Here is a 13,588-nt window from a genome sequence, read left to right on the forward strand (position 1 = left end):
AAAAGGGTGAGCCGCCCTGCCGCGCGGACGCGGTGGCGGTCAAAACCCCTGATTATAGGAGGTGCTAGGCGCGGGCAGGGGACGGAGCCGTTTCCGGGATGCGGGCACTGGGCGAGAACGCGCCATATGCCAAGGTAACAACGCCCAGGACGGCGCCCGCGGTGACCACGCCGGGCCAGCCAAAATGGGCGTAAAGCCAGGACGATACCAGTGAACCGGTCGCCCCGCCGATGAAGTAGCAGGTCATGTAGCCGGCGGTCAGGCGGCTGCGGGCCTCCGGGCGCAGGCGGTACAGCGCGCTGCTATTGGTGACATGGACGCCCTGGATCGCCAGATCCTGGATCAGGATGCCTGCTAGCAGTGCGACGACCGAGACTTGGCCGAAGGCCAGCAAGCCCCAGGAACCGAGCAGCAGGAGCAGGCCGACCCGGGTGGCCAGGTTGCCCAGGCCGCGGTCGGCCAGACGGCCGAATCGGTTGGCGGCATAGGCGCCCGCCGCCCCCGCCAGGCCAAACAGCCCGATGGTGGTGGTGCTGTATTCATAGGGGGGGCTGGACAGCAGGAAGGTCAGCGTCGTCCACAGCATGCTGAAGGCGGCGAACAGCAGGAAACCCAGCAGCGAGCGGGCGCGGAACAATGGTTCTTCGATGAACATGCGCAAGATCGAGCCCAGCAGGCGCGGATAGCTCATCGACGTGGGGCTCTGGTAGCGCGGCAGCAGGCGCCACAGGGCGGCGGACATGGCCGTCATCAGGATGGCGGACACCCAGTACACCGTACGCCAGCTGCCCACATCGGCCAGTGCGCCGGCGACGGTGCGGGCCAGCAGAATGCCCAGCAACAAGCCGCTCATGACGGTGCCGACTGCCTTTCCGCGTTCGTGCGGCGCCGCCAGCGTGGCGGCGAACGGCACCAGGATCTGGGCGACGACCGACAGCAGGCCGGTCAGCGCCGTGCCCACCAGCAGTACGGCGATGCTCGTGGCAAACGACGAAATCAGGAGGCCGCCGGCCGACAGCAGGGTCATTAGCACGATCAGGCTGCGGCGTTCGAACATGTCGCCCAGCGGCACCAGCAGCATCAGTCCCAGCGCGTAGCTGAGCTGCGCGGTGGTAACGATGGCGCCGGCCGTGGCGTTGGACAGCGAAAACTGCTGGCCGATCGTGTGCAGCAGGGGCTGCGCGTAGTAATTGCTGGCGACGGCCAAGCCGGTGGCGACCGACATCAGCAGGATGATCGGCGCGGTCAGGGTGGGCGGGGTTGTTGTGGCGGGTGAAGCGGAAGTCATGGAGGCAGGCAGAAGGGGATGCGGGGGGCAGGGGGGAGGCAGGCCGGGCTCAGGCGCCGATGCCGCCGGGAGTTTCCTGGTCGTGCTTGATCAGCAGCTTTTTCAGCAACCCGGCCATTTGCTTGCGCTCGGCCGCGGATAGCGGGTCCAGCAGTTCGTTCAGGTCCTTCAGATAATCCTTCAACACCAGCTTGATCACGCGCAGCCCTTCCGCGGTGAGCGACACGATGATGCCGCGCCGGTCGTCGGGGTTGGGATTGCGGACCAGGAGGCCAGCCTGCTCCAGGCGGTCCAGGCGGTTGGTCATCGCGCCGGAAGTCAGCAGCAGGGCGTCGACCAGCTTCTGCGGATTCATGGCGTGGGGGGCGCCGGTGCGGTACAGCGTAGCCAGGACGTCGAATTCGCCCTGGTGCAGGTTGTAGCGGCGGAAGCTGCGGTTCACGTTGCGGGTGGCAAAGGCGTTCAAGCGGAACACCCGGGTGACGACCGTCATGGCCGCGAAGTCCTGATTGGGGCATTCCGCGGTCCATTGCGAGATCACCTGATCGACGAGGTCATTCATGCGATATCCGAATTTACTTTGATATGAAGTTTCTTTACGTTGAGATAAATTCTAACAGCAGGACCCCACGCGGCGCAAAGCGCGCGGCAAAAAAGAAGGGCCCGCCTCTTTCGAGGCGGGCCCTTCCGGCTTGACCGGATACTCGCGCGAATTACTGCGCGGCGTCCTTCAGCTTCTTGAGCGGGCGAACCTTCACCTTGACCGAAGCCGGCTTGGCGGGGAACCAGCGCTCGACGCCAGTGAACGGATCCTTGCCGAAGCGCTTGGCCTTGGCCGGAACCTTCTGCACGGCAACCTTGAACAGGCCGGGCAGCGTGAATTCGCCAGCGCCCTTCTTGTCCACGGAACCCAGCACCGAGGTTTCCAGGCTGGCCAGGACAGCCTTGACGGCCTTGGCTTCAACGCCGGATTGCTCAACGATGTAAGCAACCAGTTGGGTCTTGTTCAGGGCAGCCTTGATGGCCTTGGGTGCAGCAGCGACCTTCTTGGCGGCGACGGCCTTCTTTGCTGCGGGCTTCACAGCGGGTTTGGCGGCGGTTGCCTTCTTTGCGGGCGCCTTGACGGCGGGCTTGGTGACTTTCTTGGCAGGAGCTTTTGCTTTCGTGGCCATGGTCAAAATCCGTAGTTGAGGACATGGAGCAGCGCGGGCCGGATATCGGCTTTTAACGCTACGCGCCCGATGATAGCGGAAGACTTGAAGTTCTTGCGGCTTTCTAACGGGTTTTAAGCCACTGTTTGTTGTTTTCGACGCAGAAAGTGCTTCCTGCAAGGGCTTTTGCAATACGTCGTGACATTCGAGGCCTATTTTTGCGGAACATCGCAGCGCTGAACCATTGGCGCGGCGCGTGTTCCAATTGCGTGCGGCGCGCGGGGATATTGTTGAACGCCGGCTTGCTAGCCAAGCCGATTGGCGATCGTTCCCGCGCGGGAACAACCCAAGCATGGATTGAAGCTCTTATATGTTGTTGATGAAAAAGTTTGCAGCGGGCCTGCTCGTTGCAGCGGCGTGCGTATCCGGCGCGATGGCGCAATCAATGCCGCAGCCGGTGCTGTCGGCCAAAGCGTGGCTGCTGCTGGATGAGACGAGCGGTCAGGTGATCGCGTCGCATGCGGCCACCACGCGGATCGAACCGGCGTCGTTGACCAAGATCATGACCGCCTACGTCGTGTTCGAGGCGCTGAATAAGAAAGAAGTCACGCCTGGCCAACTGGTCGTGATTTCGACGCGCGCCTGGAAAGTGCCGGCGGGCAGCTCCAAGATGTTCCTGGAGCCGGGCTCCAAGGTGTCGGTGGACGAGTTGCTGCGCGGCCTGATGATCCAATCGGGCAATGACGCGGCGATTGCGCTGGCCGAGGCGGTGTCGGGCAGCGTCGAGGCCTTTGTGGCGCGGATGAACGACACCGCCGCCAGGCTGGGATTGCACGCGACGCATTTCGCCAGCCCCCATGGCCTGCCGGACCCGGGCACCTATTCCACGGCCAGCGACCTGTCCATCCTGGCCACGCGCTTCATCCGCGACTACCCCCAGCTTTACAAGACCTACGATTCCGCCAAGCAATTCACGTTCAACAAGATCACCCAATCGAACCGCAACCGGCTACTGTGGCTGGACCCTAGCGTGGACGGCTTGAAGACGGGCCATACGGAATCCGCCGGCTACTGCATTGTGGCGACAGCGCGCCGGCCCAACGGCGCCGACCAACGCCGCCTGATCACGGTGGTGGTCGGCACGGCGTCCGACAAATTGCGCACCCAGGAAAGCCGCGAGTTGCTGGAGTGGGGGTTTCAGGGATTCAATACCATCAAGCTGTATGCGCGCGGCCAGGCCGTGGCCACGCCTGAAGTCTGGAAGGGCGAAAGCAACAGCCTGAAGGCCGGGTTTTCGCGGGACGCCTATGTGACCGTGCCCGCGGGCGCCAAGGTGGAGCCCGTGTGGACGCCGCAGGAGCCGCTGGTGGCGCCGATTGCGGCCCAGGACACCGTGGGCGCGTTGCGGGTGCTGGTGGACGGCAAGCCGTCCATGCAGTTCCCCGTGGTGGCGCTGGAGCCTGTGGCGGAGGCGGGGTTCGCGGGACGCGCGTGGGATTCCGTCCGGTTGTGGTGGCGCGGCCATTCGAGTTGATCCGGGCATGCGCGGCGGGTGACGACAAGGAGGTGTGCGATGGCAGTGAGCTTTCCTGGAGGTCCGGCCGCAGCGCCGGGGCCGGATGATCCGCTGGCGCTGCTGTCTGCCTGCCATGGGCGGATTGCGCGCCAATGCGCTACCTTGACGCGCCTGGCGGCGCATCTGCCCGCGCAGGGCAGCGACGCGGCTGCGCAGACGGCCGCCGCCAGCGTGGCGCGCTATTTCGATACCGCCGCGGCGCACCATCACGAAGACGAGGAAGAAGATCTTTTTCCGGCCTTGATCGAGTCCATGGCGGGGTCCGATGCGGGCTGCCTGCACGCGCTCGTGCAAGGACTGGTGGCCGAACATCGGCGCCTGGCGGACATGTGGATACCGCTGCGCGAGGTGTTGTCCGAGATCGCCGCCGGGCGGCCTGCCGCCTTGCCGGCGGCGCAGGTGCAAGCGTTCACCGAGGCCTATGCCGCGCATATCCAGCGTGAAGAGGACGAGCTGCTGCCGATGGCGGCGCGTTTGATTTCCGACGATGCGCTGGCCGATATCGGGCAGGCCATGAAGGCGCGGCGCGGCGGCGGCGCAAGCTGACCCGCTACGCCAAGGCGGCGGCAAATGGCGCTACGATGCCTCTAGCCGGCGCATCGGGCGCCGGAATCTACGCATTCACGCCATGAGCCGCCACCGCATATTCCGCCAGAAATTGCAGGATCCCCGATTGATGCACGCCATGTCGGCGCATAACCCGATGTCGGCCCGGCTGGCGGCGGACGCAGGGTTCGATGCGATCTGGGGCAGCGGTTTTGAACTTTCGGCAAGCTATGCGCTACCCGACGCCAGCATTCTTTCCGCGTCGCAGCATCTGGACATGATGCGGGCCATTGCAGCGACGGTCGAGGTGCCGGTCATCGCGGACATCGACACGGGATTCGGCAATGCCGTCAACGTGTCGTACATGCTGCCGCAATACGAAGCGGCAGGCGTGTCGGCGGTGGTGATGGAAGACAAGACCTTTCCCAAAGACACCAGCCTGCGGACGGACGGCCGGCAGCAACTGGTGCGCGTGGAGGAATTCCAGGGCAAGGTCGAAGCGGCCTGCGCGGCGCGGCGCGATCCGGATTTCTGCGTGATCGCCCGCACCGAGGCCCTGATCGCGGGCTTGGGCCAGGAAGAGGCGCTGGTCCGCGCGCAGGCCTACGAATCGGCGGGCGCCGATGCCATCCTGATCCATTCCAAGCAAACCACGCCCGACGAGATCGTGCGCTTTGCGCAGGCCTGGACGGGTCGCGTGCCGCTGGTGCTGGTGCCCACCGCGTATCCGCAGTTGCGTGAATCGGATATCCAGGCGCTGGGCAAGGTGGGGCTGGTGATCTATGGCAACCACGCCATCCGCGCGGCCGTCGGCGCGATGCGTGACGTCTTCGCCCGCATCCGCCAGGATGGCGGCATCCATGGGGTGGACGCCGGCTTGCCGACGGTGAAAGAAATCATCGCACTGCAGGGCGACGCCCACATGCGCGAGCTGGAACGCCGCTATCTGAAATGAGGCTGACGGCGGCGCGTTGCGCCAGCCGGGTCGAGCGATTACGCTAGGCGGCCTTGTTCCGCATGGATGCACGCGCGGACGAGGAAACTATAAATGGGGAATAGGACAGGATGACGCAGGGGGCTAGAAATCTGGCGGGCCGCATGTTTGGCTCATGGGTCAATGACGTCAACAAGCTGACCCTGCGCGCCGACTTGTCAGCAGGCCTGCTGGGCGCGCTGCTGGTGCTGCCTCAGGGGGTGGCATTCGCCATGCTGGCGGGATTGCCCGCCGAATACGGGCTGTATTCCGCGATTGTCCCCTGTATCGTCGCGGCACTGTTCGGGTCCAGCCGCCATGTGATGTCGGGCCCGACCAACGCGAATTCGCTAGCGCTGTTCGCCGTGCTGACGCCCCTGGCTGCCGCGGGCAGTCCTGCCTATATCCAGCTGGCGCTGGCGGTGACGGTGCTGGTCGGCATCATGCAATGGCTGGTGGGCGTGCTGCGCCTGGGTTCGCTGGCGCATTTCATTTCGCCGTCGGCCCTGTTCGGTTTTACCAGCGGGGCCGCGCTGCTGATCGCGGTGCACGCCTTGAAGGACGCGCTGGGCGTGCCGTCGCCGGCCTCGCATGGGGCAGGGGCGCTGCTGGTCAGCGTGGGCACGCATCTTGGCGATGTGCATAAAGGCGCCTTGCTGGTGACGCTGGTCACGCTCGGCGTGGCGTTGTTGGTGCGCCGGCTGGACAAGCGCAAGCCCTACATGCTGCTGGGACTGGTGGCGGGGGCGCTGGCGGCTGCCGCGTTCAATAAATGGGCCGTGCCGCCGGGCGGTGTGCCGGTCTCGGTCGTGGGCGCCATCGCCCAGCCCTGGCCGCCGTTTCATGTGCCCAGCGTAGATTGGCGCACACTGCCTGATCTGCTCAGCCTGGCCTTCGCGCTGACGATCGTGGCGCTGGCGCAATCGATCTCCATCGCCAAGGCGGTGGCCGCGCGCTCAGGCCAGCGCATCGACGCCAACCGGGAGTTCACGGGGCAGGGGCTGTCCAACATCGTGGGCGGCTTCTTCTCTTGCTACCTGTCATGCGGGTCGCTGAACCGGTCCATTCCCAACTACGAAGCCGGCGCGAAGACGCCGTTGGCAGCTGTGTTTTCCGCGGTGTTGCTGGTAGTGCTGGTGGCCTTGTCGGCGCCGTTACTGGCAATGATTCCCAATGCGGCGATCTCGGGCCTGTTGCTGTTGGTGGCATGGACCTTGCTGGACATTCCGCGCTGGCGCCAACTGATCCGGATGCAGCCGGGCGAGTGCGCGATCGCCGGCGCCACGCTGGCCGCCACCGTCACCATCCGCATGGAAGTCGCGATTCTGCTGGGCACGGTGTTGTCGTTAATGGCGTATCTGCACCGCACCTCGCGGCCGGCGATGCGCACGATGGGCTTCGATTCCCGCGGGCTGGACCGGCGCTTCGTCGTGCTGGAGCACCAGGAGGACGCGTTGCCCGAGTGCCCGCAGTTGAAGCTGCTGCGCATGGAAGGTTCCATCTACTTCGGCGCGGCGGCGCATGTGGCCCAGCGCCTGCACGAGTTGCGCGCGGCGCCGGACGCGCCGCGCCATCTGCTGGTGATGGCCAAGAGCATGAACTTCATCGATCTGGCTGGCGCGCAGGTGTGGGAAGACGAATTGGCCGCGCGTCGCGCGATGGGCGGCGACTTGTATTTCCACCGGCCACGGCCTGAGGTGCTGGACATGTGGCGCCGCACGGGGTTTCTGGAGCGCCTGGGCGCTGATCACATTTTCCCGGACAAGGCCACGGCGCTGCACACCATCTACGCCAAGCTGGACCCGGCGATCTGCGCGGGATGCAAGGCTCGGATCTTCTGGGAATGCCAGCCGCAAAACCCGCAAAGCGAGCACTGACGTCCCCGCCCGCGCGCCGGTTTCAGGGGGCTTCGGTGCCCAGGTAGGCGGCGCGCACGCGAGGGTCCGCTGCAATGGCGGCGGGTTCGCCGTCGGCCATCAGGGCGCCGCGCACCAGGACGGCGATGCGGTCCGCGTGCTTGAACACCACGTCCAGGCTGTGTTCCGTGAACAGCACGGCAATGCGTTGCGTGTCGGCCAGTTGGCGCGTCAGCCGCATCAGCGCATGCCGCTCGTTGGTGGCCATGCCGGCCGTGGGTTCGTCCATCAGCAGCAAGCGCGGTTGGTGCGCCAGTGCCATCGCCAGTTCCACCCGTTTGACGTCGCCATACGCCAGCGTGCCGCAGGCGGCCTCGGCCTTGTCCGCCATTTGCACTTGCGACAGCAAGGCCATGGCTTCTTCGACGGCATGGCGGGCGGCGCGGCGCCAGGGATTGAACAGCAAGCGATCGCGCGACAGCAGGGCCGTCTGCACGTTTTCGCACACGGTCATGGAGCGGAAGGTGGCGGCCGTCTGGAAGGTGCGGCCCACGCCCAGCCTGCAGATCTTGCCGGCGGACAGGCCCACCAGTTCGCGGCCGTCCAGGCGGACGGATCCGGAATCGGGGCGCAGTTGCCCACCCAGCACGTTAAAGCAGGTGGATTTGCCGGCGCCATTCGGGCCGATCAGCGCCAGCATCCTGCCCGCTTCCAGCGTGAAGGAAACGCCGGCCAGCGCATCGATGCCACCGAACGATTTGCGCAGCGCGTCGACCTGGAGCAAGGCATTTACCGAGGTCATGCGCGTCTCCTGCCCAAGCGTGCGGCTGCGCCGGCCAGGCCTTCGGGAAACGCCATCACCAGCGCCAGAATGGCCAGGCCCAGCACAGCATGCCAGTACTCGGTGCTGCGCGCCGCCACGTCCTGCAGCCAGGTGTAGGCGGCGGCGCCCACCAATGGACCCGCCAGCGTCTGCAGGCCGCCCAAGAGCACCATGACCAGCCCGTCGACCGAGCGGCTGACGGCCAGCACGTCGGGCGCGATGCTGCCCTTGGAAAACGCGTAGAGCGATCCGGCCAGCCCGGCCGCGAAGGATGCGGCGACAAAGCCTGCCCATTGCACGCGCCGGGTCTCCATGCCGAGCGCTTCGGCGCGCATCGAGGGAGCACGCCGCGCAATGCGTAGCCCAGCGGTGAAAACGCCAGGCGGCGCAGCCAGGCGATGCCTGCCGCGGAGAGCGCCAGCGTCAGGTAATAGAACCAGGGGCCCTGCGCCAGCCAGGACGACGGCCAAACGCCGATGAGGCCGTTGCTGCCGCCCGTCACGTCATCCCATTGGTAGGCGAGTGCCCAGAGGATCTGCGCCACGGCGAGTGTCAGCATGGCCAAGTACACGCCGGACAGCCGCACGCAGAACCAGCCGAACAGCAGCGCGCCGAAGGCGGCGGCGAAAGGACCCAGCAGCAGCGCGGCCTCCATCGGCACGGCGGCCAGTTTCAGCAGCAGCGCGGCGCCATAGGCGCCCAGGCCGAACCAGGCGGCGTGGCCGAACGAGGTCATGCCGGCGAGCCCCGTCAGAAAGTGCAGGCTGGCCGCAAACAGCGCGGCGATCAGGATCTCGGTCATCAGGATGCCCAGATACGGCCAGTACAGCGCGGCGACGGGAACCAGCGCCAGCAAGGCCAGCAGCAAGCCGTAGGCCAGGCGCAGGCGACGCCCCGCGGGGGCGATGGGGCGTTCCGGCGCGCCCGCGTGCGAGGCGGGCGCCGGCGGCTTGCCCAGCAGGCCCCAGGGCCGCACCACCAGCACCACGGCCATCACCGCAAATTCGGCCAAGAGCGTCAGCTTGGACAGGTTGAACAGCCAGGGCCCGATCTGGACTTGGCCCAGGAACACGAACACGGCTTTGACCGAGCAGATGAGAAGTGCGGCGAGGAACGCGCCGGGTATCGACCCCAGGCCGCCCACCACCACCACCACGAAGGCGCTGGCGATGATTTCCAGGTCCAGGCCCAGGGTGGCGGGCACCCGAGGCGCGGCCAATGCGCCGCCCAGGCCGGCCAGGAACGCGCCCAGGGTGAAGGCGGACGTGAACAGCCAGGCCTGGTTCACGCCCAGCGCGGCCAGCATGCTGCGGTTTTCAGCGGCGGCACGCAGCAACCGGCCCCAGCGCGTGCGCATCAGCAGCAGCCATAGCAGGCCCAGTACCACCGGGCCGGCGGCGATCAGCAGCAGGTCGTATTGTGGATAGCGCCGGCCCAGGATCTGCACGGCGCCGGACAGGCCGGGGGCGCGCGCAGCAAACAGGTCTTCCGGGCCCCAGATCGCCAACGCGGCGTCGCCGATGATCAGCACCAGGGCGAACGTGGCCAGCAGTTGGAACAGTTCGGGCGCCTGGTATAGCCGCTTGAGCACCAGCCATTCGGCGGCCGCCCCGATCAGGCCGGTAGCCAGCGCGGCCAGCAGCAAGCCGGCCCAATAGCCGGCGCCGTCGCCGAAATACGTGGTGAACGTCCAGGCCAGGTAGATGCCCAGCATGTAGAACGAACCGTGCGCGAAATTCACCACACGGGTCACGCCGAAAATCAGCGACAGGCCTGCGGCAACCAGGAACAACGCGCTGGCGTCCGCCAGGCCATTAAGCAGCTGCGACAGCAGCCCGGACAGGCTCATCAGTGCGCCGGACGCATCTTGCGGACCTGTTCGTCAGGCGGCTGCAAGCGCGCGCCGTCGATGTAGGCGAAATCCTTCATGATGCCCTTGCCGTCTTCCACGGCCGTCACGCCCACGTAGACGCCCATCGTCGATTGATGGTCGATCTTGCGGTACTGGATCTGTCCATAGGGCGTGTCCACCTTCAGGCCGGCGAAGGCGTCGACCAGCTTTTCGGTGTCGACCTCGCCCGCGGCCTTCAGGCCCTGGGCGATGGACATCAGCGATGCATAGCCCACCACCGAGCCCACTTTGGGCGTTTCGTTGTAGCGCTTCTTGTAGGCGTCGACGAAGGCGTTATTGGCGGGGGTATCGATGGCGTACCAGGGGTAGCCGGTGACGATCCAGCCCGTCGGCGTGTCGGCGCCCAGCGGTTCCAGGTATTCCGGTTCGCCTGACAGCACCGACACGACTGCGCGGTTTTCGAACAGGCCACGCGTGTTGCCTTCGCGCACGAATCGGGTCAGGTCGGCAGCAAACAGCACGTTGAAGATGGCGTCGGGCTTGGCGTCGGCCAAGGCCTGTACCACGGCGCCGGCATCCACCTTGCCCAGCGGCACGGCTTGTTCCGCCACGAATTCCACGTCGGACTGGAATGACTTCATCATGGCCTTGAACGTGGCCACGGCGGATTGTCCGTACTCGTAGTTGGGGTACACGATGGCCCAGCGCTTCTTGCGCAAGGCCAGCGCCTTGGGCGCCAGCGCGGCGACGTGCATCCAGGTGGAAGGCCGTAATCGGTAGGTGTAGCGGTTGCCTTCCTGCCAGGTGATCTTGTCGGTTAGCGGCTCGGCGGCCAGGAAGAACACCTGCTGCTGCTTGGCGAAGTCGGTCAGGGCCAGCCCGGTGTTGGACAGGAAGCCGCCGAACAGCAGCTCGACCTTCTCGCGTGCCAGCAGTTCCTGGGCAGCACGCACGGAATCACCGGGGTTGCCGTTGTCGTCGCGGGAGATGACTTCCAGTTTCCGGCCCAGCACGCCGCCTTCGGCGTTGACCTGCTCAAGCGCCAGCTGCCAGCCCTTCTTGTAGGGGCCCAGGAAGGCGGGGATGGCCTTGTAGCTGTTGATCTCGCCGATGCGGATCGGCGGTTCCTTGTCTTTGGCGACGGCTACGGCGACCGGAGTCAGCGCCAGGGCCAGGAGTGCGGGCGCAACGGCGCGGCGCAGCAGGGTAAGGCTGGGACGAAGCATGGCAGGGTATCGCAGGCAAGAGGGATCGGGCGTCGCCGCGCGGCACGGGGCGCTGCGGGTTGCGGCCAATTGAAACACGCGCCTTTGCCGGGCGGCAATAGACGCTTCCCCCTGCTTGGGGCGGCCTGGCAATAAAAAAAGCCCTGCAAGGCAGGGCTCTTTTAGACTTACCAGAAAACCGGCTGAATTACTTCAGCTTGGTTTCCTTGTAGTCAACGTGCTTGCGAGCGACCGGATCAAATTTCTTGATCAGCATCTTCTCGGGCATGTTGCGCTTGTTCTTGGTGGTCGTGTAGAAATGACCCGTGCCGGCAGTCGACTCGAGTTTGATCTTTTCGCGGATACCTTTGGCCATGTCGTGCTCCTAGTATGGTGATTGTAGGGGAGGCCGATTAGGCGATTTCGCCGCGGGCACGCATGTCGGCCAGGACGGCGTCGATGCCGTTCTTGTCGATCGTGCGGATGGCCTTGGCCGAAACACGCAGGCGGACCCAGCGGTTTTCGCTTTCAACCCAGAACCGGCGCGATTGCAGGTTCGGCAGGAAGCGACGCTTGGTCTTGTTGTTTGCGTGCGAAACATTGTTGCCCACCATCGGGCCTTTGCCGGTCACTTGGCATACGCGTGCCATGGATGCACCTCTTTATGTCGTTCTTTTCGCGCATCGCTTGGGGGGTAGACAGGGTTTTAGCCGCCGGGCTGTGTGGGAAGCGCAATGTGTTGCCTGTTGCGCTGCCTGTGCCGGCCACCCAGTCTTAGTGGATGAGGGGGATCGGGATCCGCCCGTGCTTATACCCGCTGCCTGCCACCCGCTGAAATCCTGCTAGAAATTCCTGATGAATTCCTTGACCGGATTTCTCAACGCTACGCGGTTGGGGTCAGAGTGCTGAACTACAAAGCATAGTAGTCCGGCACGGGAAACTTCTTGTGAAGACTTAGATTCTAATACGAAAAAGCCAAGCAAATCAAGCGGCCGGCTCAGTTCGTGTGCGATTGCGCGACACGGCCCGAGATCCAGGACAGGCAGGCGCAGCTGGCCAGCGTGGTCGTCAGGGGCAAGGCGCTGTCCGTTTGCCAGGCGCTGACGGCGAAACCGGCCAGCGCGCCGCAAGACAGTTGCAGTGTCCCCAGTAACGCGGACGCGGCGCCCAGCCGCTTGCCCTGGTCCGACAGCGCCAGCGCTGCCGAGTTCGGGTTCACGAAGCCCTGGCTGCCCATGTAGGCGATCAGGCACAGCATCAACAGCGGAAGCGTCATCCAGCCGGCCAGCGTCAGCGCCACGGCGGCAAGGCTTGCGATGGCCAGCGAGGTCAGGGCCTTGCGCTGCAGTTGGCGGGGCTTGTAGGTGCGCAGCAGGCGGGCGCTGATTTGCGAGCAGATGATGAGCGACAGCGCGTTGGTGCCGAACAGCAGGCCGTAATACTGGGGCGGCACGCCGTACAGTTCGATGAAGACGCGTGGCGATCCGATGATGTAGGCGAACATGCCGGCCTGGCCGAAGCCGCCCGCCAGGCTGTGCGCCATGAAGCCGCGATGCGCGAACAGGTCGCGGTAGTTGCGCAGGATGGTGCTCCAGCGCAGCGGCACGACACGTTCGGGGGCCAGCGATTCCTTCATGATCTTCGCCACCGCCAGCATCAGCATGGCGCCGCCGGCCAGCATGATCCAGAACAGGCTGCGCCAAGAGGCGATCGCCAGCAATTGGCCGCCGGCAAGCGGCGCCAGAATCGGGGCCAGGCCCATGATCAGCATCAGCAGCGACATCGCGCGCGCCGCCTCATGGGTTTCATAATGGTCGCGGATGACCGCGCGGGGAATCACGATGCCGGCCGCGCCACCCATGGCCTGCACGACGCGCCAGCCCGTCAGCGCCTCGACCGAACCCGACAGGGCGCAACCCAGGGATGCCACCATGAACAACGCCAGCCCCACCATCAGCGGCGGCTTGCGGCCGAAGCGGTCGGCCATCGGGCCGTAGAACACCTGTGCCAGCGCCAGGCCGATCAGGTAGGCCGCCAGCGTGCGTTCGACGTCGCCGCGCGGCACGCCCAGGTTCGCCGCAATGGTCGGGAACGCGGGCAGGTACATGTCGATGGCGAACGGGCCGATCGCCGTCAGCGCGCCCATGAGAATGAGCCAACCGGGCAGGCTGCTGCGGGAAACTGGTGATGGGGGCATGGTGGTCGCGGTAAAACGCAGAGACAGGGCGCGCATGCGTTGGATTGCACGGTTTTGCGCCAAGCCAGCGACTGTATCACGGGTAACCTGACACGCAAATTTCAGCTGTTTTCCGATACAG

General features: G+C 65.5%; 12 protein-coding genes and 1 pseudogene. 4 read left to right on the plus strand and 9 right to left on the minus strand.

Going from position 1 to position 13,588, the window contains the following annotated elements; all coding sequences use genetic code 11:
• Positions 1-64: 64 nt before the first annotated feature.
• From CEY09_RS26175 to CEY09_RS26185, 3 genes are all read right to left on the minus strand, one after another.
• On the minus strand, positions 65-1,288 hold the full coding sequence (locus CEY09_RS26175) for an MFS transporter (protein ID WP_088590846.1): 1,224 nt from the start codon (positions 1,286-1,288) through the stop codon (positions 65-67).
• A 49-nt stretch (positions 1,289-1,337) separates the two neighbouring features.
• A complete protein-coding gene (locus tag CEY09_RS26180) occupies positions 1,338-1,850 on the minus strand; it encodes a MarR family winged helix-turn-helix transcriptional regulator (RefSeq protein WP_088590847.1) in 513 nt (170 codons plus the stop codon).
• Between the two features lie 151 nt (positions 1,851-2,001).
• Positions 2,002-2,460, minus strand: coding sequence for an HU family DNA-binding protein (locus CEY09_RS26185; RefSeq protein WP_006223514.1), 459 nt, complete (start codon positions 2,458-2,460; stop codon positions 2,002-2,004).
• Positions 2,461-2,818: 358 nt separating this feature from the next.
• On the opposite strand from CEY09_RS26185, the gene CEY09_RS26190 reads away from it, so the two are divergent.
• The 4 genes from CEY09_RS26190 (at position 2,819) to CEY09_RS26205 (ending at position 7,411) form a co-directional block, all read left to right on the plus strand.
• Positions 2,819-3,973, plus strand: coding sequence for a D-alanyl-D-alanine carboxypeptidase family protein (locus tag CEY09_RS26190; protein ID WP_167390167.1), 1,155 nt, complete (start codon positions 2,819-2,821; stop codon positions 3,971-3,973).
• A gap of 39 nt (positions 3,974-4,012) precedes the next feature.
• Positions 4,013-4,561: a hemerythrin domain-containing protein gene (locus tag CEY09_RS26195; protein WP_088590848.1), complete on the plus strand. Its 549-nt coding sequence runs from the start codon at positions 4,013-4,015 to the stop codon at positions 4,559-4,561.
• 82 nt (positions 4,562-4,643) lie between these two features.
• Positions 4,644-5,516, plus strand: coding sequence for a phosphonopyruvate hydrolase (locus CEY09_RS26200; RefSeq protein ID WP_088590849.1), 873 nt, complete (start codon positions 4,644-4,646; stop codon positions 5,514-5,516).
• Between the two features lie 143 nt (positions 5,517-5,659).
• Positions 5,660-7,411 carry a SulP family inorganic anion transporter gene (locus CEY09_RS26205; protein WP_088590850.1) on the plus strand — a complete coding sequence of 584 codons (1,752 nt, stop codon included), beginning with the start codon at positions 5,660-5,662 and terminating at the stop codon, positions 7,409-7,411.
• A 22-nt stretch (positions 7,412-7,433) separates the two neighbouring features.
• Here CEY09_RS26205 and CEY09_RS26210 read toward each other — a convergent pair whose 3' ends face one another.
• The 6 genes and pseudogenes from CEY09_RS26210 to CEY09_RS26235 all read right to left on the minus strand — a co-directional run bounded on the left by CEY09_RS26210 (position 7,434) and on the right by CEY09_RS26235 (position 13,416).
• Complete coding sequence (locus tag CEY09_RS26210; protein ID WP_088590851.1) at positions 7,434-8,192, minus strand: ABC transporter ATP-binding protein; 759 nt, start codon at positions 8,190-8,192, stop codon at positions 7,434-7,436.
• A pseudogene (locus tag CEY09_RS26215) lies at positions 8,189-10,062 on the minus strand (ABC transporter permease). Before CEY09_RS26215 ends, CEY09_RS26210 begins: the two are co-directional and overlap by 4 nt.
• Positions 10,062-11,291, minus strand: a complete 1,230-nt coding sequence (locus tag CEY09_RS26220) for an ABC transporter substrate-binding protein (RefSeq protein ID WP_006223507.1) — start codon at positions 11,289-11,291, stop codon at positions 10,062-10,064. The pseudogene CEY09_RS26215 and the gene CEY09_RS26220 overlap by 1 nt, the downstream one beginning before the upstream one ends.
• A 187-nt stretch (positions 11,292-11,478) precedes the next feature.
• Complete coding sequence (gene rpmG, locus CEY09_RS26225; RefSeq protein ID WP_003810296.1) at positions 11,479-11,646, minus strand: 50S ribosomal protein L33; 168 nt, start codon at positions 11,644-11,646, stop codon at positions 11,479-11,481.
• Positions 11,647-11,683: 37 nt separating this feature from the next.
• Complete coding sequence (rpmB, locus tag CEY09_RS26230; protein ID WP_006223506.1) at positions 11,684-11,920, minus strand: 50S ribosomal protein L28; 237 nt, start codon at positions 11,918-11,920, stop codon at positions 11,684-11,686.
• A gap of 347 nt (positions 11,921-12,267) precedes the next feature.
• On the minus strand, positions 12,268-13,416 hold the full coding sequence (locus tag CEY09_RS26235) for a Bcr/CflA family multidrug efflux MFS transporter (protein WP_088590852.1): 1,149 nt from the start codon (positions 13,414-13,416) through the stop codon (positions 12,268-12,270).
• Positions 13,417-13,588: the final 172 nt, after the last annotated feature.

Source organism: Achromobacter marplatensis (genome assembly GCF_002209535.1).
Lineage (GTDB): Bacteria > Pseudomonadota > Gammaproteobacteria > Burkholderiales > Burkholderiaceae_B > Achromobacter > Achromobacter marplatensis.

Coding starts and splice junctions, on each gene's coding strand:
- CEY09_RS26175 (WP_088590846.1), bottom strand. CDS start 1,288: ATGACTTCCGCTTCACCCGCCACAACAACCCCGCCCACCCTGACCGCG.
- CEY09_RS26180 (WP_088590847.1), bottom strand. CDS start 1,850: ATGAATGACCTCGTCGATCAGGTGATCTCGCAATGGACCGCGGAATGC.
- CEY09_RS26185 (WP_006223514.1), bottom strand. CDS start 2,460: ATGGCCACGAAAGCAAAAGCTCCTGCCAAGAAAGTCACCAAGCCCGCC.
- CEY09_RS26190 (WP_167390167.1), top strand. CDS start 2,819: ATGAAAAAGTTTGCAGCGGGCCTGCTCGTTGCAGCGGCGTGCGTATCC.
- CEY09_RS26195 (WP_088590848.1), top strand. CDS start 4,013: ATGGCAGTGAGCTTTCCTGGAGGTCCGGCCGCAGCGCCGGGGCCGGAT.
- CEY09_RS26200 (WP_088590849.1), top strand. CDS start 4,644: ATGAGCCGCCACCGCATATTCCGCCAGAAATTGCAGGATCCCCGATTG.
- CEY09_RS26205 (WP_088590850.1), top strand. CDS start 5,660: ATGTTTGGCTCATGGGTCAATGACGTCAACAAGCTGACCCTGCGCGCC.
- CEY09_RS26210 (WP_088590851.1), bottom strand. CDS start 8,192: ATGACCTCGGTAAATGCCTTGCTCCAGGTCGACGCGCTGCGCAAATCG.
- CEY09_RS26220 (WP_006223507.1), bottom strand. CDS start 11,291: ATGCTTCGTCCCAGCCTTACCCTGCTGCGCCGCGCCGTTGCGCCCGCA.
- rpmG (WP_003810296.1), bottom strand. CDS start 11,646: ATGGCCAAAGGTATCCGCGAAAAGATCAAACTCGAGTCGACTGCCGGC.
- rpmB (WP_006223506.1), bottom strand. CDS start 11,920: ATGGCACGCGTATGCCAAGTGACCGGCAAAGGCCCGATGGTGGGCAAC.
- CEY09_RS26235 (WP_088590852.1), bottom strand. CDS start 13,416: ATGGGCGCGCTGACGGCGATCGGCCCGTTCGCCATCGACATGTACCTG.